The 18,026-nt window shown below is 71.1% G+C and carries 17 protein-coding genes and 1 tRNA gene; 6 read left to right on the top strand and 12 right to left on the bottom strand.

Features of this window, described 5'->3' with window-relative positions:
- Positions 1 to 16: 16 nt before the first annotated feature.
- From ACQPXB_RS47270 to ACQPXB_RS47255, 4 genes are all read right to left on the bottom strand, one after another.
- Complete coding sequence (locus ACQPXB_RS47270; protein ID WP_285971769.1) at positions 17 to 265, bottom strand: hypothetical protein; 249 nt, start codon at positions 263 to 265, stop codon at positions 17 to 19.
- A gap of 4 nt (positions 266 to 269) precedes the next feature.
- Entirely contained in the window at positions 270 to 530 is a 261-nt protein-coding gene (locus tag ACQPXB_RS47265) for a hypothetical protein (protein WP_220244957.1), read from the bottom strand.
- An 818-nt stretch (positions 531 to 1,348) separates the two neighbouring features.
- Positions 1,349 to 1,433 (bottom strand) — tRNA-Ser (locus tag ACQPXB_RS47260).
- Between the two features lie 57 nt (positions 1,434 to 1,490).
- A complete protein-coding gene (locus ACQPXB_RS47255) occupies positions 1,491 to 2,240 on the bottom strand; it encodes a PP2C family protein-serine/threonine phosphatase (protein WP_366584073.1) in 750 nt (249 codons plus the stop codon).
- A 77-nt stretch (positions 2,241 to 2,317) separates the two neighbouring features.
- Here ACQPXB_RS47255 and ACQPXB_RS47250 point away from each other — a divergent pair, with 77 nt between their 5' ends.
- Together ACQPXB_RS47250 and ACQPXB_RS47245 are read left to right on the top strand one after the other, a co-directional pair.
- Entirely contained in the window at positions 2,318 to 4,060 is a 1,743-nt protein-coding gene (locus ACQPXB_RS47250; protein WP_432848569.1) for an N-6 DNA methylase, read from the top strand.
- A gap of 9 nt (positions 4,061 to 4,069) precedes the next feature.
- Complete coding sequence (locus ACQPXB_RS47245) at positions 4,070 to 4,954, top strand: serine/threonine-protein kinase (protein WP_432848567.1); 885 nt, start codon at positions 4,070 to 4,072, stop codon at positions 4,952 to 4,954.
- A gap of 48 nt (positions 4,955 to 5,002) precedes the next feature.
- Here the strand turns inward: ACQPXB_RS47245 and ACQPXB_RS47240 are convergent, their stop codons facing one another.
- Positions 5,003 to 5,509, bottom strand: a complete 507-nt coding sequence (locus tag ACQPXB_RS47240) for a hypothetical protein (RefSeq protein ID WP_366584070.1) — start codon at positions 5,507 to 5,509, stop codon at positions 5,003 to 5,005.
- A gap of 212 nt (positions 5,510 to 5,721) precedes the next feature.
- Here ACQPXB_RS47240 and ACQPXB_RS47235 point away from each other — a divergent pair, with 212 nt between their 5' ends.
- From ACQPXB_RS47235 to ACQPXB_RS47225, 3 genes are all read left to right on the top strand, one after another.
- Complete coding sequence (locus ACQPXB_RS47235; protein WP_366584069.1) at positions 5,722 to 6,393, top strand: L,D-transpeptidase; 672 nt, start codon at positions 5,722 to 5,724, stop codon at positions 6,391 to 6,393.
- A 304-nt stretch (positions 6,394 to 6,697) separates the two neighbouring features.
- Positions 6,698 to 9,682: a PQQ-dependent sugar dehydrogenase gene (locus tag ACQPXB_RS47230; protein WP_432848564.1), complete on the top strand. Its 2,985-nt coding sequence runs from the start codon at positions 6,698 to 6,700 to the stop codon at positions 9,680 to 9,682.
- A gap of 156 nt (positions 9,683 to 9,838) precedes the next feature.
- Entirely contained in the window at positions 9,839 to 10,270 is a 432-nt protein-coding gene (locus ACQPXB_RS47225; RefSeq protein WP_366584067.1) for a cupin domain-containing protein, read from the top strand.
- Between the two features lie 57 nt (positions 10,271 to 10,327).
- On the opposite strand, the gene ACQPXB_RS47220 is transcribed toward ACQPXB_RS47225, so the two are convergent.
- From ACQPXB_RS47220 to ACQPXB_RS47210, 3 genes are all read right to left on the bottom strand, one after another.
- Positions 10,328 to 11,848 (bottom strand): 3-hydroxyacyl-CoA dehydrogenase, encoded by a 1,521-nt coding sequence (locus ACQPXB_RS47220; RefSeq protein ID WP_386944582.1) that lies wholly within the window; start codon positions 11,846 to 11,848, stop codon positions 10,328 to 10,330.
- A gap of 77 nt (positions 11,849 to 11,925) precedes the next feature.
- A complete protein-coding gene (locus ACQPXB_RS47215) occupies positions 11,926 to 12,924 on the bottom strand; it encodes an IS481 family transposase (protein WP_432848563.1) in 999 nt (332 codons plus the stop codon).
- A 126-nt stretch (positions 12,925 to 13,050) separates the two neighbouring features.
- On the bottom strand, positions 13,051 to 13,728 hold the full coding sequence (locus ACQPXB_RS47210; protein ID WP_366584065.1) for a TetR/AcrR family transcriptional regulator: 678 nt from the start codon (positions 13,726 to 13,728) through the stop codon (positions 13,051 to 13,053).
- 127 nt (positions 13,729 to 13,855) lie between these two features.
- Between ACQPXB_RS47210 and ACQPXB_RS47205 the strand changes: the two genes are divergently transcribed.
- Positions 13,856 to 14,305, top strand: coding sequence for a nitroreductase family deazaflavin-dependent oxidoreductase (locus ACQPXB_RS47205; RefSeq protein ID WP_432848561.1), 450 nt, complete (start codon positions 13,856 to 13,858; stop codon positions 14,303 to 14,305).
- Position 14,306: 1 nt separating this feature from the next.
- On the opposite strand, the gene ACQPXB_RS47200 is transcribed toward ACQPXB_RS47205, so the two are convergent.
- From ACQPXB_RS47200 to ACQPXB_RS47185, 4 genes are all read right to left on the bottom strand, one after another.
- The gene (locus tag ACQPXB_RS47200; RefSeq protein WP_432848560.1) at positions 14,307 to 14,501 is read right to left on the bottom strand and encodes a hypothetical protein; all 195 of its coding nucleotides are present in this window, start codon (positions 14,499 to 14,501) and stop codon (positions 14,307 to 14,309) included.
- 11 nt (positions 14,502 to 14,512) lie between these two features.
- Positions 14,513 to 15,175, bottom strand: a complete 663-nt coding sequence (locus ACQPXB_RS47195) for a response regulator (protein WP_432848558.1) — start codon at positions 15,173 to 15,175, stop codon at positions 14,513 to 14,515.
- Positions 15,176 to 15,239: 64 nt separating this feature from the next.
- Positions 15,240 to 16,391, bottom strand: coding sequence for a sensor histidine kinase (locus ACQPXB_RS47190; protein ID WP_432848556.1), 1,152 nt, complete (start codon positions 16,389 to 16,391; stop codon positions 15,240 to 15,242).
- Positions 16,392 to 17,319: 928 nt separating this feature from the next.
- The gene (locus tag ACQPXB_RS47185; protein WP_432848554.1) at positions 17,320 to 17,937 is read right to left on the bottom strand and encodes a hypothetical protein; all 618 of its coding nucleotides are present in this window, start codon (positions 17,935 to 17,937) and stop codon (positions 17,320 to 17,322) included.
- Between the last annotated feature and the right edge of the window lie 89 nt (positions 17,938 to 18,026).

Below are 18,026 nucleotides of genomic sequence, written 5' to 3'. Positions count from 1 at the left end.
CATAGCGCGGTCGTCCCTACAGACGTGACTGATATCCGCTCACCAGGTCGTCGGCGGCGGCTAGGCGGGTGAGGAGGTGGTCGAGTCCCTCGTCGGCCTGGTCCAGTTGCGTCGGCAGCCAAGGATCGGCTTTCGCCTGTGCGTCGACGAGCGCTCTGCGGGCGTCCCCGAGCAGGGACTTGGCCCGCTCGGCGTGGGCGCGCCCGTCGGTGAGGCCCGTCATCGCGGCGGTGAGCAACTGGTGGATCTCGGCGAGTCCCGACATGCGGTTACAACCGGGCCGAGTAGGAGTCGGCCGACGAAATACTGGCCTGGATGGTGCTTTGCATCCCGGTGATTCCGTTCAGCGCTTCGGCCAGCAGACCGTGGGCCTGGTTGACCTCGTGCTGACTGCTGCCCTGCGTCGCCTGGGAAAGCGACAACTGGGCTTCTTCGAGAGATTGCGCTGCCTGCTGCAGGGCGGCGATGCTCGCGGACGCCTTCTCGTTCGCGAGCGCGATGCCAGCGCGGATCTCTTCCACTCCGGGCATGGGGGCGGACTCCTCGGTGCGTCGGGGCTGGAACGACCACGTACAAACTTAGCGTGATCAGGTGTCTTCGGTAAGTGAGGAACTGGGGGAGAATCGACAAGGCCCCGGACGTGGGTGACGTCCGGGGCCTCGCGGGCAGCGGTCGGTAACGGGACCCCCGAACCGTGTTCCAGCCATGGTGACCTGCGGTTTTCGAGGCTCGCGCGCGAGTGGCCGCGCCCAGGTCAGGCCGGTATTCGTGACACCGATGAACCTCTCCGAACTTCTACGATCGAGTCTGCGGAGGAGACTAGCGCGTGGGTTCGGGGTGGGTTCCGGAGGTCCTCGGCTAGCCCCGTGGCCTGCACGGGTGTCGATCAGCAACGCTTCGGCAACGGCCCAACGGGCCGTAGGCCGACCAGCCGAGCGCGGCGCGAACCGGCGAAATCGGGGATGTGGAAGGAAATTCGGGTTTTCGGACGGGCGTGCCGCGGCGGGCCCGGGGTGACGCGATGGTGGACCGGTTCGGCACCTTCGACCCGGCCGCGTCGCTCCGGGCGCTCGACGCGCAGCGCGCGGCGCGCCGGCGCGGCCTGAGCCGGACCGCGGTGGCCGCGCACTTCTGGACCTCGACGCCGACCTCGACCATAGCCGCCCCGGCGACCACCTGTTCGCGGCAACCATCCGGATCGTCCGGTGGACGGGCGATCCGTCGTCGCAGTTCCTGCGTCTTGCGCGTGGTGAGTCTCGGGATGGCAATTGAGACGGGAATTGAGACTGCAACGACAAAACGCCGAGCTGCTCGTGAAAGCTGCCCGGCGTTTCGCCTGCTATTGCGGCGGAGGATACAGGATTCGAACCTGCGAGGGCGTGAACCCAACACGCTTTCCAAGCGTGCGCCTTAGGCCGCTCGGCCAATCCTCCGTGGAGAAGGGTACCGGATGGGGTGGTGCGGTCCCGCAGGTGGGCCGGGGGTGGGGATCAGGCCGGGACGACGTCGGCGACGACGATGGTGATGTTGTCGGGGCCGCCGCCGTCGTTGGCGAGGGTGATGAGGGCGGGGACGGCTTCGTCGGGGGTGCCGGCGGCCAGGGTTTCGGCGATGGCGGGTTCGCCGGCGCCGGCGGTGAGGCCGTCGGAGCAGAGCAGGAGGCGGTCGCCGGCCAGCGGGGTGAACTCCCAGACGTCGGGGTCGCCCGAGCCGGTGCTCTGGAGGGCCTTCATGAGCAGCGAGCGGCGCGGGTGGTCGATGGCGTCGGCCTGGGAGATGCGGCCGTCTTCGACCAGGGCCTGCACGAGGGTGTGGTCACGGGTGATGCGGTGCAGCTCGCCGTCGCGCAGGAGGTAGCCGCGGGAGTCGCCGATGTGGGCGGCGGCGAAGCGGACGCCGTCGAAGAGCAGGCTGGTGAGCGTGGTGCCCATGCCGTGGGTGGCGGGGTCCTGCTCGGCGACCTCGGCGAGGCGTTCGCCGATGCGCCGGACGCCGTCCGCGAGGGTGCTCTGGAGGTCGATCGAGGTGAGGTCGAGCGAGCGCAGCTCGGAGTCCAGGCTCGCGAGCACGCCGACCGCGGTGGCACTGGCCACTTCCCCGTGGGGCTGACCACCGATACCGTCGGCCACGGCGAGCAGGCGTCCGCTGGCGTAGACGGAGTCCTCGTTGATCGAGCGTCGTCGCCCGGTGTCGGAGCCCGCGGCGTAGCGCAGGGTGAACCGGGTCTGGTTGGTGGCCATGCCACCATGTAACCATTGGTTGACTGAGTTAACAAGCAAAACGATGGAAACTCCAGTCATCAGCTATCGTGCTGGCCATGGACGACACCGCGACGGTCACCGCCGCCGACATCGCCCGGCTCGCGGGGGTGCGCCGCGCCGCGGTGAGCAACTGGCGGCGGCGCCACGACGACTTCCCGCGCCCGGTGGGCGGCACCGCGTCCAGCCCGCTGTTCTCGCTGCCCGAGGTGCAGGCGTGGCTGGCCGGCCGCGGCCGGCCCGTGGAGCTCGCGCCGATCGACCTGGCGTGGCAACGGCTGCGCGCCCTCGGAGACGACCTGGAGCTGGGCACCCGCGTCGCCGACGCCGGTGAGTACCTCGCCCACGCCACCGAACGTCCGACGGACGACCCCGAGCTGCTCACCCTCCTCGCCCAGGCGGCCACGGTGAACGGGGCGACCTGGACCTTCGAGCAGCTCTGCGAACGCTACTTCGAAGCCCACGCGCGACGCGTCTCCCCGACGACGCCCGCGTACGCGAGCCTGATGGTCCGCCTCACCGGCGCGAAAGGGACCACCGTGCTCGACCCGGCGTGCGGCTTCGGCTCCCTGCTCCTCGTCGCCGAGGCCGCCCGCGCCCAGGGCCAGGACAGCGACCTCACCACTGCCCGCATCGCCGCCCTGCGCCTGCGTCTCCACGGCGCCGACACCGAGATCCACGCCGGAGACTCCCTGCGTGAAGACGCCTTCACCGGTCAGCAGGCCGACGTCGTCCTCTGCGACCCGCCGTTCAACGAACGCGCCTGGGGCCACGAAGAGCTGGTCGGCGACCCGCGCTGGGAGTACGGCCTGCCGCCGCGCGGCGAGTCGGAGCTGGCGTGGGTGCAGCACTGCCTGGCGCGCGTGAAGCCCGGCGGCACCGTCGCCGTCCTGATGCCCGGCGCCGCGGCCGGCAGGCGCAGCGGCAAACGCATCCGCGCCAACCTCCTGCGCGCGGGCGCGCTGCGCGCCGTGCTCACCCTCGCCCCGGGCACCGACCTCTGGCTGCTCACCAGACCCGAGCCCGGCACCCGCGCGCCCGCCACCGCGCTGATCGCCGAGACGACCGTCGACGACGCCGAAGCCCTCTGGCACGACCACCTCGACAACGGCACCGGCGAACGCATCATCGACCTCCTCGACGACGACGTCGACCTCACGCCCGCCCAGCGGCGCACCGCCCGGGAAGACCTCGGCGAGGCTTTCCTCGCCGCACAACGGCTTTTCAGCCGCGTCGGCCTCGATCTCCCGCCCCTGCAGCCGACGGGCGAGGAACCGGCGCACACCACCGTCGGCGAGCTGGTGAAGGCCGGCGCGCTGGAGATCCACCACGCGCCCACGCGGACGGGCGACGGCGACGAACCCGTGCTGACCCCCGACGACGTCCTGGCCGGCCGCGCCCCCACCGGCTACGCGGCCCCCGACGGCGCGGCCGTGATCGCGCACGAAGGCGACGTGATCGCGTCCGTCACCGGCGCCGTCAAGGTCCACAGTGGACCGCCCGTGCGACTCGGCCCCGCGCTTTCCCTCTACCGCGTCGATCCGGACCGCCTGGACGCCGAGTTCCTCGCCGGCTGCCTGCGCGCCGCCGATTTCCCCGTGCACAGCGCCTCGACCCGCATCGACGCGCGGCGGCTCAAAGTGCCGCGCTACCCGCTCGCCGAGCAACGCTCGTACGGCGCCGCCTTCCGTGCCCTCGCCGAGTTCGACCGGGCGCTGCGGGAGACGGCGGAAATCGGCCGTGACCTGGTCCGGCTAGGCTTTGCGGCGCTCGCCGAAGGACGGCTGCGGCCCGGCGCCTGAAGGGAAACCATGCTCATCGCCGATCGCTACGAGGTCGACGAGCTGCCGCTGGGCCGGGGCGGGATGGGCGCGGTGCACCGCGGGCACGACCGGCGGCTCGACCGGCGCGTCGCCATCAAGCTGCTGCGCCTGCCCGGCCGCGACGAAGAGCTCGAAGAACGCTTCGCCCGCGAAGCCCGCATCCTCGCGACGCTCGACCACGCCGGCGTACCCACGCTGTACGACTTCGGCACGCACGACGACCGGTTGTTCCAGGTCATGCAGTTCGTCGACGGCGTCACCGTCGCCGATCTCCTCGCCGAGCACGGTCCGCTGCCGGTCCCCTGGGCGGCGGCCATCGCGGCCCAGACCGCCGCCGTGCTCGCGGCGGCCCACGCCCGGTCCGTCTGCCACCGCGACCTCAAGCCCGCCAACCTCATGCTCTGCCCCGACGGCAGCGTGAAGGTGATGGACTTCGGCCTCGCCGTGCTGCGTGAAGCCGACGTCGCCCGCTTCACGCGGGCCGGCCAGCTGCTGGGTACGCCGTCGTACATGGCGCCGGAGCAGATCCAGCGCGGCCTCGCGGAGCCGCGGAGCGACCTGTACGCGCTGGGCTGCGCGTTGCACGAGATGCTCACCGGCCGTCAGCTCTTCACCGGCCCCACCGCGTACGCCGTGTTCGAGAAGCAGGTGAAGGACGCGCCCGCCGCCGTGCCGGGGGTCCCCGCCGCGCTCAACGCCCTGCTCGCCGCGACCCTCGCCAAGGATCCGGCAGACCGTCCTTCCGGCGCCGACGCGCTGTACGCGCGGCTGGGCCCGTTCGTCCGTGATCTGCCGCCGTTGCCGGGGTTCCTGCACGCGGTGCCGAGCCCCGCGCGGATGTACGCGCGCGTGGTGGCGCAGGTCCGGGGATGACGAAGTCCTCCCGACCGGGTGCGGTCGGGAGGACTTCGCGGTGGATCGTCAGGCGCGCACCGCCGGCCGGCTCTGCTCGGCCAGCGGGAGGCCGCGCTGCTGGATGCGGTAGTAGGTCAGCGCGTTCTGGACCCCGATGCTCAGGCCCAGCGTCAGCAGGATCGACGCCGAGGTCAGGCCGCTGCCGAAGCCCAGGTAGCCGCCGAGGAAACCGAAGCCGACGCGGGCGCCGATGGTCGCGAGCCACAGCACCAGCGTCAGCGCCGAGCCCTTCTGGAACGTCGTGGTGCCGCGCGCCGTGAGCGTGGTGCTCGCGCTGCGGGCGAGGCCGAGCACGATCAGCACCGCGATGTCCGCGCCGAGCAGCACCAGCTCGCCGGTGCTCGCCTTCGGCAGCGCCTGGGCCGTGGTGAACACGCCGATCGCGGTGAGCACGAGCGGCATCGTGACCAGCGACTTCCGGCTCAGCAGCGTGCCGCGCAGCTGCTTGTAGACGACTCGGTAGAGGACGAGGGCCGCGATGGCGAAGTAGGCGAGGAGGGTCAGCGGGTTCATCGGGGGCTCCTTGGTCGGTGGTGACACCCAGATTCGTCCTTTCGACCTGCCGTTTCGTCGGCTCACGGGCGGGTTCCGGGTGGATCCTCGCGTCCACCCGGGGGTGGAGCCGCGCCGAAATCGTGACCTTCGGGCCGCAACCACCACCGGGGGACGGTCGTCTATCCCCGTGACAAGTTCGACCTGATCGAGTTCCCTGGGGGTACCGGATCGTGAAGAGGCTTCTGGTGGGGATCGCGGCCGTGGCCAGCGCGTTCGTGCTCGCCGCGTGTTCCGGCGGTGGTGCGTCGCCCGCCAACGTGACCGGTGGTGGCGCGGTGGAGGCGGGTGCCGGCGGCGGTGCGCCGACGACCTCGGCGACGACCTCCGCGGCGACGTCGAGCAGCGCGCCCGCGACCACGAGCAGCGCCCCGGCCACCACCAGCTCGCCGGCCACGAGCACGTCGAAGCCCAAGCCGACAACCACCAAGCCGAAGCCCACCACGACCAAGCCGAAGCCGCCGGTGACCGCGGCCGCCGACGTGCCGTGCGCCAAGGCCGCCGCCGCGTCGGGCACGGCCGCGTGTGTGGACATCTCGGCGCACAAGGCGTGGCTGCTGCAGGACGGCAAGGTGATCTACGGCCCCGTCTCGATGCTGCCGGGCCGCAAGGGCAACGCCACGCCGACGGGCTCGTTCCACGTGCTGTCGAAGGAGAAGATGCACTACAGCCGCGAGTTCGACAACGCACCCATGCCGAACTCCGTGTTCTTCTACCCCGGCGACGCCTTCCACACCGGCAGCCTGAAGACGTACTCGCACGGCTGCGTGCACCTCTCGGCGACGTCGTCGCTGAAGTTCTTCAACACCCTCCACGTCGGCGACGTCGTGCAGGTCGTGCCCTGACGCCCTGACGGGTGGGTGAAACGCGAAGTGGGGGCGCCGGTCGGAACCGGCGCCCCCACTTCTTTTTCGTCCTTACGCAGGTTGATCTCGTGCCCCCGGTGCCCGGGATCGCGCCGAGGGAGAGCTTGTCGTAGCGGTTGATGAGCCCTCGCATCAACCATCCGGGGTGGGCTCAGGTGTTCGAATGTGCACAGCGTTCGCAGGTCCGGGTGACATCCGCCGGTGCTTAACGAAATTCACCCGGATGCGGTAACAACGTCCTCTTCGTGAGCGATAACCGATCACTCACGAAGGGGCACACCGCATGGCCTGGAACAAACTCCGCTCGCTGCTGACGGCCGCCGTGCTGGCCGTGGCGCTGGTCCCGATCACCGCGTCCGCCGCGGCGGCCGATGACGCGGCGCCGACGTTGCCCGCCGGCTTCGTGCTGCGGGACACGCCCACCGGGCTCTCGCCCTACGACTTCACCGACTTCGCGTGGCTGCCCGACGACAGCGTGCTGGCGCTGGGCAAGAGCGGTGCCGTCAACTGGGTCCCGGCCAACGGCTCGGGCGACCCCGTGCGGATCGCGAACTTCCCGGTCGAGACACAGGGCGACATGGGGCTCACGAGCGTCGCGCTCGCCCCGGACTACACGACCTCGCACCAGATCTACCTCAACCGCGCCGTGAGCACGGGCGGCGGCCAGTACGTGCTGCGCGCCGCGCGCTTCACCGTGACCCTCGACGGTTCGGGCCACCCCTCCGGCCTCGCCGACGAGAAGGTGATCTTCGAGCTGCCCGGAAGCCAGTACTACATCCACGGCCTCGACACCGTGATCCCCGCGCCCGACGGCACGCTGTGGTACTCGGTGGGCGACAACGGTGACGCGGGCAAGACCAACGAGGTCGCTTTCGTGGCGCTCGACCTCGACTCGCCCCACGGCAAGATCCTGCACATCACGCCGGACGGCAAGGGCGTGCCGAGCAATCCGTTCTACGACCCTTCGGCCCCGGACTCCACGCGCAGCAAGGTGTTCGCGAGCGGCTTCCGCAACCCGTTCCGCTTCACGCTCGATCCGAAGAGCGGCCTGCCGGTGGTGGGCGACGTCGGCTGGTACCTGTGGGAAGAGATCGACGTGGTGCAGCCCGGCGCGAACCTCGCGTGGCCGTGCTGGGAAGGCAACCACCCGACGCCCGGCTACAGCACCGACGCGCGCTGCGCCCACGTCGTGAACACCCCGCCGCTGTGGGAACACCAGCACGGCGACGGGCCGGCGAACGGCAACAGCGTCACCGGTGGCGTTGTCTACAGTGGAACGACCTACCCGGCCGCGTACCAGGGCGCGTACTTCTTCGGTGACTACGCGGGCCAGAAGATGTGGACGCTCAAGTACAACGCACAGGGCGCCCTCACTCAGGCTCCGGTGAACCCGCCGCCGTTCGCGAACATCGGCGGCGTCACGCGGATCTCCTCGGCGCCCAACGGCGACATCGTGTTCGCCGACCTCAACGGCAGCCGCCTGCGCCGCCTGAGCTACTCGACGAACAACGCGGCGCCGGTCGCGGTGGCGACATCGTCGACTGACCCCGGCACGCGCACGGTTTCCTTCGACGCCAGCGGTTCGTACGACTTCGACGGCGACGCGCTCACCTACACCTGGGACTTCGGCGACGGCACCACGGCGACGGGCGTGACGGCGAGTCACCAGTACGGCACCGGCGCGTCGTTCACGGCCACCCTCACCGCCCAGGACCCCTTGGGCGCCAAGGGGACCACGACTGTCGCGGTGGCTCCGGGCAACCACTCGCCCGACCTCGAACTGTCCACTCCGGACAAGACCTTCGCCGTCGGCGAGCCGGTTTCGCTGACCGCCACAGCCACCGACGAAGAGGACGGCACGCTGCCCGTCACGTGGACGTCGCTGATCCGGCACTGCCCCGACCTCGGCGCGTGCCACGTGCACCCCGACGACGGCGCGACCGGCCCGTCGCTGTCCGTGCCGTTCACCGACCACACCGACTCGCGCATGGAGTTCACCGCGACGGTCACCGACAGCGCCGGTGTGAAGGCGAGCAAGACCTACGTCGCCCTGCCGCGCCAGCACCGGCTCACGCTCGTGAGCACGCAGCCGGCCGCGTTGAGCATCCCCAGCGAGGGCGGCGTGAGCAGCGCGATGGTCACCGAGGGCGCGACGTTCGACGTGACGGCGTCGACGCTGGGCAGCGACGGCGCGTCGAAGTTCACCGGCTGGCAGGACGGGCCGGCCACCGCGTCGTGGTCGATCACCGTCGGCGCGAGCGACACGACGCTGACCGCGAACTACGCCACCGCGATCGACCAGCGCTACGCCGCCGAACCCGCGCTGCGCACGCTCGCCGGCGCGGCGAGCGGTCCCGAGGTGGTCGACGGCCCGGTGCACTACCGCCCGTACGCCAACGCGCGCCTGTATTGGACCGCGGCGACCGGCGTGCGCGAGATCGGCGGCCAGATCCTCGCCGAGTACCTCGCGATCGGCGGGCACCAGGCCTACGGGCCGCCGGTGACCGACGAGACGCCGACTCCGGACGGCGTCGGCCGCTACAACCACCTGCAGGGCACGCCGGGCACGCAGGCGGCGTCGATCTACTGGACGCCGTCGACGGGCGCGCATTCGATCCAGGGCCAGATCCGGGCGAAGTGGGCGGCGCTGGGCTGGGAAAAGACCATGGGCTACCCGATCAACGACGAGGCCGGCACCCCCGACGGCGTCGGCCGGTACAACCACTTCAGCGGCGGCGGCTCGATCTACTACACCGTGGCCACGGGCGCGCACCAGATCGGCGGGGCGATCAAGCAGAAGTGGGCCGCGTACGGCTGGGAACGCGGCCTCGGCTACCCGACCACCGACGAATCGGTGACCCCGGATGGCGTCGGCCGGTACAACCACTTCACCGGCGGCGCTTCGATCTACTGGACACCATCGACCGGTGCGCACGAGATCGGCGGGGCGATCAAGCAGAAGTGGGCGGCGTACGGCTGGGAACGCGGCCTCGGCTACCCGACCACGGACGAAACCGCCACGCCAAACGGGGCCGCGCGCTACAACCACTTCAGCGGCAACGCGTCGATCTACTGGAGCCCGGCGACGGGCGCGCACAACGTGAAGGGCGAGATCCGCAAGCGCTGGGCCGCGCTCGGGTGGGAGAAGTCTTACCTGGGGCTGCCGACGTCGGACGAGTACCGCTACGGCGCCAACGGGTTCCGCAGCGACTTCCAGGGCGGCTACATCGTGTGGACGCCGGCGGGGGCGGTCGACCATCGCTGGTGAGTGGCCAGGGTCACCCACGTCGGCTCCGGCGTGGGCGATCTGTCCATTGTGGGCGTTCCCGGCGGGTGAGAAGTGCCCGCGTGGACGGCAAGTCAGGAACTTTCAGACAACCGTTTGTGGGGTAACTTCACGGAAGATCATCGAGAAAGGTCTTCCATGCGCAAGCTCGCCACGGTCGCCGTCGCCGGCGTTGCCACTCTCGCCACCCTGCTCGTGCCGTCCGTCGCGTCGGCCACGCCCGGTCGTGGCGTCAGCGCGACCCTGATCTCCCAGTGGACGGCCGGCAACACCGACTTCGTCCTGCGCGAGATCACCCTCGCCCCGGGCGGCTCCACCGGCTGGCACACCCACGAGGGCAACCTCTACGGCTGGGTCCGCTCCGGCACGCTCACCCACTACGAATCCGACTGCGCCGTCGACGGCGTCTACCACCAGGGCGCCCCCATCATGGAACCGGCAGGCGCCGACCACGTCCACATCGGCCGCAACGAGGGCACCACGCCGATGGTCCTCGACGTCCTCTACGTCCTGCCCCACGGCGCGCCGCTGTCGGACGACGCGCCGAACCCGGGCTGCAGCTTCGACTGACGCTTTCGGAGCCGGGGGCGCCGCGGTCGGGGCGGCACCCCCGCGGTTCCGGTGGCGTCAGAGCAGATCGGCGGGCCGCGTGCCCTTCGCGGTGAGCGGCAGGCCGAGCGCGACGCGTTCCACGAGCCAGCTGCTCGGCCGGTAGCGCGGGTCCCCTGTGGACTGGTGCAGGCCCGTGAGGACGCGCAGCACCTTGTCCGCGCCGACGAGGTCGCCCCATTCCAGGGGGCCGCGCGGGTAGCCGAGGCCGAGTCGGACGGCGGTGTCGATGTCGGCCGGCTCGGCGAGGTTCTGGGCGGCGATGTAGCACGCCGTGTTGACGATCGAGGCCAGCAGGCGCTGCGCGACGGGCGCGGGGCCGTCCTGCACGATGGTCACCGGGCGGCCCGTGGCGGCCAGCGCGCCCCACGCGGCGCGGCCCGCGGCGGGGTCGAGTCCCGGGTGGACGGACAGGGTGAGGCGGCCTTCGTAGCCGCCCAGGGCGTCGACGCCGCAGACGCGCGAGGCGGGCAGGCCGGCGCGCGCGGCGGCGTCCAAAGTGGACTCACCGCGCAGTGACACCAGCAGCACGGCGTCGGGGTACGCGTCGGCGACGACCTGCACGCCGGCGGCGGTGAGCAGGCGGCCGAGGCGTTCCTCGGCGGTGAACACGGGCTTGTCGGGGGCCGGCGGCGCGGCCGGTTCGGGCGCGACCTCCTGCTTGCCGTCGACGTAGCGGTAGAAGCCCTCGCCGTTCTTGCGCCCGAACAGCCCCGCCGCCACTCGCGGGCGCGTCAGCCACGACGGGCGCAGCCGCGGCTCGGAGTGGAAGCCGCTCCAGATGCTTTCGAGCACGGCGTGGGAGACGTCGAGACCGGTGAGGTCGAGCAGCTCGAACGGTCCGAGCTTGAGCCCCAGCACGTCTCGCGCGATGCGGTCGACGTCCGCCGGCTCGGCGACCGACTCGGACAGGATCTGCAGCGCCTCGGTGTTCAGGCCGCGCCCGGCGTGGTTGACTAGGAAGCCCGGCGCGTCCTTCGCGAGCACGGGTTCGTGGCCCCAGCGGCGCACCAGTTTCAGCGCCTCTTCGGGCAGCCATTCGACCGTGCGGACGCCGGGGACGACCTCGACCAGCCGCATCAGCGGCACGGGGTTGAAGAAGTGCAGGCCGACCACACGCGTCGGGTCGGTCAGGCCCGCGGCGATCTCCGTGACCGACAGCGAGCTCGTGTTGGTTGCGAAAACCGTGTCGGGCCGGCAGACCTGCTCGAGCTTGCCGAACAGCACGCGCTTGGCCTCGAGGTCCTCGCGCACGGCCTCGATCACGAGGTCCACGTCCTGGGCCGGCGCGGACGGCGCGTCCACCATCACCAGGCGCTCCTTGGCGGCGCGTCCCTCGGCCTCGGACAGGCGACCCTTCGCGACCAGCTTGTCGAGCATGCCGTGCACGTAGTCGAGCGCGGAGCGCACCGCGTCGAGGTCGAGGTCGGCCAGCTCGACCGTGACCCCGCCGGTCGCGGCGAGCTGGGCGATGCCGCGCCCCATCACGCCGGTCCCGACCACCCGGACCCTGCTGACCCGCTCGGCCCATCCCGCCACGTCGAACCACCTTCCCCGCGAAGTCGTCACGCGCGAACGTACCGTCTCTCCGCCGTCGGCGAACCGTCCCGAGAGGGCTAGTTGTGATGTCCAGGGAGGTTGGTCAGCCGGGTGATCGGTGGGTGGCCTCCGATGGCGCTGTGGGGTCGGTGGTGATTGTAGAAGTGGAGCCAGGCTGGTAGGGCGGCTCGACGGTCGGCTTCTGACTTGTAGAAGTGGGCGTAGGCCCAGCCGTCGGCCAGGGTGCGGTGGAATCTTTCGATCTTCCCGTTGGTTTGCGGGCGGTAGGGCCGTGTCCGCTTGTGGGTGAGGCCAAGAGCGGTGCAGGTGTCGCGCCACGCGAACGAGCGGTAGGCCGAGCCGTTGTCGGAGAGCACTCGCTCGGTGGTGACGCCGCGGTCGGCGAACCAGGTAACGGCCCGGTGCAGGACGCTGATGGCGGTCGCGGCGGTCTCGTCCGCGCAGATCTCGGCGTAGGCGACCCGGGAATGGTCGTCGATGACGGTGTGCAGGTAGGCGGTGCCGAGTTTGGGTCCGTGGTGCCTGTCGCGTTCTCCGGTGCGGTAAGCGGTCTGCGTGCGGTTGCGCTTGCCCTGCCGTTTGCCGACGTAACGCCAGCCGCCGCCGTCGGGAATGTTGCCGAACTTGGTCACGTCGACGTGGATCAGTGAGCCGGGGCGGTCGTGCTCATAGCGACGCAACGGTTCTCCGGTGACCCGGTCGATGCGGGCAAGCCGGTTGATCCGGCACCGGGTCAGAACCGCATGCACGGTGGAAGCGGGCATACCCAGCCGGCCACCGATCTGCACGGGCCCCAACCGCTGCCGCCACCGCAACCCTACGATCCGGCGCACGAGCTGCTCAGGTGTTGCAGCCGGGCTGCGGTGTGGCCGGGAGCTGCGGTCGGCCATACCCGCCTGACCCTCGGCGCGATACCGCGCGGCCCACTTGCCGGCCGTGCGCGGCGCGACCATGAACATTCTCGCCGCAGTAGTCGCGGTCCAGCCCTCTTCGACAATCAACCGAGCAAGACGCAACCGGGCCCGCGGGGTCAACGCAGCATTAGGGTGGGACACGAAGGCCTCCCGTTGGTGAAGCGGTTCCTCAACAGCTCCACTTCACAACCGGAGGCCTTCGCCTGTCTGCACGACAGGCCGACCTCACCTCAACCGAGAACAACGTCCCCGGACATCACAGCTAGTTCACAGCCCCACGAAGTCGGCCATCTGTCCGGTCAGGTGCTCGAAGTAGGCGTCGGACGGGTCGACGCTGCCCACGTACTGCCCGAACAGCTCGAAGCTGATCGCGCCGAACAGCTGCGTCCACGCGCCGATCAGCCGCGTCACGACCTCGGCCGGCGCGTTCGCACCCAGGGCCCGGGCCAGCCCCTCGGCCTGTCCGCGCAGCTCGGCGGACATCGGGGCCGTGACGGCCGGCTCGTGCGGATCGGCCTCCAGCAGCACCTTCGCCATCGCCTGCGCCACGCGCGCGGCGGGCACGATCGTGTCCTGCGGCGCCTGGTAGCCGGGGATCGGCGAGCCGTAGATCAGCGCGTACTCGTGCGGGTGCGCCTTGGCCCACGCGCGGGTGGCCTGCCAGACGGCGTGCCAGCGCTCGCGCGGGTCGCCGGTGCCCGGGTCGGCCTTCTCCGCGGCCTCGCCGACGGCGTCATAGGCGTCGATGATCAGCTCGGTGAGCAGGCGGTCGCGGCTGGGGAAGTAGCGGTAGAGCGCCGAGGACACCATGCCCAGCTCGCGCGCGACCGCGCGCAGCGACAACCCGTGCGCGCCGACCTCGGCCAGCTGGCGGCGGGCTTCGTCCTTGATCTCCTGCGTCAGCTCGGCGCGGGCACGTTCGCGGGCGGTCCTGGTGGCGGTCATGGGGACCAGTGTGCCACTTCGAGAGCGTTGCACAAAATGGAGAGCACTGCTCTTGACTCTGAGCGCGGCGTGGTGTTCACTGATCTCAACGGAGAGCAGTGCTCTCGAAGAACCTGGAGGTCCTGAGATGAACACCGAGAAGCGCTACATCAAGCCCGCCAAGGCCACCAACTCGTTCAACAACTTCGTGCAGTGGCTGACCAAGCGGGGCGTGAGCGTGGTCGGCAGCCGCGTGCTGATGGTCCGCGGCCGCAAGACCGGCGAGATCCGCGAGGTGCCGGTGAACCTGCTGCCGTTCGAGGGCGGCCGCTACCTGGTCGCGCCGCGCGGCGAGACGCAGTGGGTGCGCAACCTGCGCGTGGCCGGCAAGGGGCAGCTGCGCGTCGGCAAGCGCGTGGAGGGTTTCACCTACCGCGAGCTGGCCGACGACGAGAAGCCCGTGCTGCTGCGCGCGTACCTCAAGCGCTGGAAGTTCGAGGTCGGCGTGTTCTTCGACGGCGTGGACGCCAAGGCGCCGGAGGAGAAGCTGCGCGAGATCGCGGCGGGCTACCCCATTTTCGAGCTGATGCCCGCCTGAGCTACTTCTTCGTGGACCGCCGAGCTGTGGCGGCGACGGCCACGACCCCGACGAGGATCGCGACCAGCCCGATCAGGAACCACAGCTTCTGACCGGTCATGAAACTGCCGGTGATGACGCCGGCGCCCTGCAGGACCCAGACGGCCCCCACCAGCACCAGCACCGCGCCGATGGCCAGCGTGATCCAGCGTTTCACGGGGGTTCCTCCTAGGTGGCCTCTTTCGCGACCAGGTCGTTGCGGTAGGCGTAGACGACGGCGTGCACGCGGTCGCGCAGGCCGAGCTTCGCGAGCACGCGCGAGACGTGCGTCTTTACAGTCTCCTCGCCGACGTGAAGCTGGCGTGCGATCTCCGCGTTGCTGCGCGCGTCGGCTATGAGAAGCAGCACCTCGCGCTCACGGGACGTGAGCCGCGCCAGCTCTGGCGGCTCGGTGGCGCGGGGCTCGAGGCTGGTGGCGAAGCTGGCCACGAGCCGGCGCGTGACCGACGGGTCGATCAACGCGTCACCCCGCGCCGCGACGCGCATGGCTGCCACGAGCTCTTCGGGGGCCAGGCTCTTGAGCAGGAAGCCGCTGGCGCCGGCGCGCAGGGCGCGGTAGACGTACTCGTCGGCGTCGTAGGTGGTCAGGACCAGTACGCGGGTGTCGTTGCCGGGGGTCGCGAGGATGGCCTCGGTCGCGGCGAGGCCGTCGAGGCGGGGCATGCGGACGTCGAGGACCGCGACGTCCGGCTTGAGGCGCCGGGTTTCCGCCACGGCTTCGCGCCCGTCGGCCGCTTCGCCGACGCACTCGAAGTCGGGCTGCGTGTCGAGGAGGGCGCGCATGCCGGAGCGGAACATGGCGTGGTCGTCGGCGAGCAGCACGCGGATCATGCGACCTCCTGTTTCTTGCGGGGCGATTGGCCGGCGGCGTGGCCGGGCCGGCGCGGTGGTGTGCTCACGCCACCTCCAGCGGGAAGCCGGCCTTGACCTGCCAGGTGTTGTCCTTTTGGCCGTACGTGACTTCGCCGCCGAAGAGCGTCACGCGCTGGCGGATCCCGGCGAGGCCGCGGTGGGCTCCGTCGCGCTGCGGGACGGGGCGGCCGGCCTCGTTGGTGACGGTCAGAACGATCTCCGTGCGCCGGTGGTCCAGCTCCAGCTCCACGGGTCCGGTGCCGTGGCGCAACGCGTTCGTGAGGGCTTCCTGCGCGATGCGGTAGAGGGCGACGTCGAGCGAGCCGGGGACTTCGCGGACGTCGCCGTGCACCGTGAGACGCACGGGCAGGCCCGCGGCGCGGACGGTGTCGAGCAGCTCGTCGAGGTTGTCCAGCCCGGGCTGGGCGGCTTCGTCGCCGCGCGCGTGCAGCAGATCCAGCAGGCGGCGCAGATCGGCCATCGCGGAGCGGCTCGCCGACTCGACCGCTCCGAGGGACTTGTGGACCTGGCTTTCCCCCTTGGGCAGCCCGAGCCGCGCGGCGCCGGCGTGCACGCCGATCGCGCTGACGTGGTGGGAGATCACGTCGTGCAGATCGCGCGCGATGGTCTCGCGCTCTTCGAGAACGGCCCGCCGCACTGCTTCGGCTTCGTGCCTTCGGCGCTCTTCGGCTTCCCGCTCGAGGTCGGCAATGTAGGCGCCCCGGGCCGTCGTGTACCGGCCGACGAGCCACGGCAGCACCGCCGACACGGCCATGCTGATCGCGACGAGCGCCGGGTTCGCGCCCCGGCCCCCGCCCAGCAGCTCGCCCGCCCCGACCCCCGCCAGCATCGCGACGAGCGCCACCACCGCCGGCCCCACCCGCAACCACGCCCCGGCCCGATACCCGGCGACGAGGATGCCCGCGTTGTTGCCGACTACGAAGCCGGTGCAGGTGCAGAGCAACAGCGGGGCCGCGACGAAGAGTGCGGCGTGTCCGGCCGCCACCCAGCCCGAATACCGGGCCGCCCCGGCCAGGGCTGCGTCCACGATGACCGCTCCGGCGAGCACCACCCAGCCCCGCCACCCGGCCTCGGGCAGCGGCCCGCGCAGGGTGAACAGGGCGACGTCGCACACCAGACAGACGAGCGCCACCAGCAGCGACTGACGCGCCAGCGACCCGTTGATGTCCCGCACCCGGCCAACCTACGCACCGACGGCGGCGTTTTGGTGCGCTTTGGGAAGGGGGCGCACGTTTGGTTGAGCGGGGCGGCGGTGAGCCGTTTCGGTGTGGGCCGGGGTTGGCCGCGCGAGGGGACCGATGGGTTCGGGTGGGTCGCGCGAGGGGACCGATGGGTTCGGGTGGGCTGCGCGAGGGGACCGATGGGTTCGGGTGGGCTGCGCGAGGGGACCGATGGGTTCGGGTGGGCTGCGCGAGGGGACCGGGCCGGACCTCGCGAGTGGACCGATGGTGCCTAGTTTGCTGCGCGAGTGGACCGGTCGTGCCGAGCTGGTTTCGTGAGAGGGCCGGTCGGGCTCGGAGGCTGGTGGGGCGTCACCTCGCGAGTGGACTGGTCGTGCCGTCGCAGTGGCGCGAGGGGACCGGTCGTGCCAATTCGCGCAGGCGAGTGGGCTGGCCGGGTCGGGTCGGCGACACGGCTGGACCGGTCGTCGTGTGCTGGCGCGTCGCGATGGGACGGCTCGTGCCGAGCCGTTCCTGCGATGGGACCGATCGTGCCGAGCCGGCTCCTGCGATGGGACCGATCGTGCTGCGCGGTGGTGCGACTGAACCTGTGATGCCGGGTTTGCCGCACGAGGTGTCATGGTGTGGTCGTCGCGCGAGTGAACCTTTCGCGCTGTGCGTCGCGAAGGGACCCGTCGCCCGGGGCGCGGTGATACGAGGGGTCCAGTCGCGCACAACTTCTGCGGAAGAGGACCCGTGGGTGGGGTTGTTCGCGTTGGAGTCGGAGGCGCGAGTGGACCGGTCGTGCGCGGTCGGCGGGGCGAACGGGCAAGAGGGGCGAAGCCCAGCACCGCGAGTGGACCGGTCGTGCCCGAAACGACGACGCCGGCGTCACCGCCCAATGGTGGTCGGGGCGGCAGCGCCGGCGTCGGGGGAGCCCGGTCAGTTGCCGTAGCGGCGGCGGCCCTGGCCGGGCTGGCCGGTGCCGCCGGGGGTGCGTTGGGTGGCGGTGGCGGACTGCAGGGAGGTGGCGGTGGCGGTGGTGCCGTTGAGTTTGGCGATGACGGTGACGTTGTCGCCGGTCTTGGGGGTCGTCGCGGATTTCTGGGTGGACGAGTCGAGGACGTAGGTCTGTTTGTAGCCGTCCTTGCTGGTCAGGGTGACGGAGGTCGCGCTGATCTCGGTGATGGCGCCGGTCTGGAGGCGTTCGGTGACGTAGCCGCCGTTGGGGTCGGTGACGACGAAGTCGCCGTGGAGGGCGTCGCGGAGGGCGGCGCCGCCGCCGCCGAAGCCGCCGAAACCACCGCGGCCGGCGAAACCGCCAGGGCCGCCCTGACCGCCAGGGCCGCCGAAGCCGCCGGGGCCGCCGGGGCCCTGCTGCGCCGAGGCGTCATTGGAGCTGGTCCCCGCCCAGATCGCGAGGCCGCCGCCCACGGCGATGACCACCGCGACGCCCGCGGCGATCGCCGTTTTGCGGCCCGACCACGACTTCTTCGGGGCCGCCGGTGGCTCGCCGCCAGGGGCGCCCCACGTGGCGCCCTGTGCTGGATCGGTCGTCATGGTGTTTTCCTCCGGGTCTTGACTGTCGAACCGAGAGTCGCGGCCGCCGCTGTGCGGGAGCTGTGTCCGGAGTGGGTTGAGGCTGTGCA

Source organism: Amycolatopsis sp. CA-161197, assembly GCF_050942255.1.
Lineage (GTDB): Bacteria > Actinomycetota > Actinomycetes > Mycobacteriales > Pseudonocardiaceae > Amycolatopsis.
This window is presented reverse-complemented; position numbering and strand designations above follow the sequence as displayed.

Excerpts from the sequence above, each read along its gene's own strand:
- ACQPXB_RS47225 (WP_366584067.1), top strand. The coding sequence starts at position 9,839 with ATGCGCAAGCTCGCCACGGTCGCCGTCGCCGGCGTTGCCACTCTCGCC.
- ACQPXB_RS47270 (WP_285971769.1), bottom strand. The coding sequence starts at position 265 with ATGTCGGGACTCGCCGAGATCCACCAGTTGCTCACCGCCGCGATGACG.
- ACQPXB_RS47250 (WP_432848569.1), top strand. The coding sequence starts at position 2,318 with ATGGACGACACCGCGACGGTCACCGCCGCCGACATCGCCCGGCTCGCG.
- ACQPXB_RS47245 (WP_432848567.1), top strand. The coding sequence starts at position 4,070 with ATGCTCATCGCCGATCGCTACGAGGTCGACGAGCTGCCGCTGGGCCGG.
- ACQPXB_RS47240 (WP_366584070.1), bottom strand. The coding sequence starts at position 5,509 with ATGAACCCGCTGACCCTCCTCGCCTACTTCGCCATCGCGGCCCTCGTC.
- ACQPXB_RS47255 (WP_366584073.1), bottom strand. The coding sequence starts at position 2,240 with ATGGCCACCAACCAGACCCGGTTCACCCTGCGCTACGCCGCGGGCTCC.
- ACQPXB_RS47205 (WP_432848561.1), top strand. The coding sequence starts at position 13,856 with ATGAACACCGAGAAGCGCTACATCAAGCCCGCCAAGGCCACCAACTCG.
- ACQPXB_RS47195 (WP_432848558.1), bottom strand. The coding sequence starts at position 15,175 with ATGATCCGCGTGCTGCTCGCCGACGACCACGCCATGTTCCGCTCCGGC.
- ACQPXB_RS47185 (WP_432848554.1), bottom strand. The coding sequence starts at position 17,937 with ATGACGACCGATCCAGCACAGGGCGCCACGTGGGGCGCCCCTGGCGGC.
- ACQPXB_RS47210 (WP_366584065.1), bottom strand. The coding sequence starts at position 13,728 with ATGACCGCCACCAGGACCGCCCGCGAACGTGCCCGCGCCGAGCTGACG.
- ACQPXB_RS47230 (WP_432848564.1), top strand. The coding sequence starts at position 6,698 with ATGGCCTGGAACAAACTCCGCTCGCTGCTGACGGCCGCCGTGCTGGCC.
- ACQPXB_RS47265 (WP_220244957.1), bottom strand. The coding sequence starts at position 530 with ATGCCCGGAGTGGAAGAGATCCGCGCTGGCATCGCGCTCGCGAACGAG.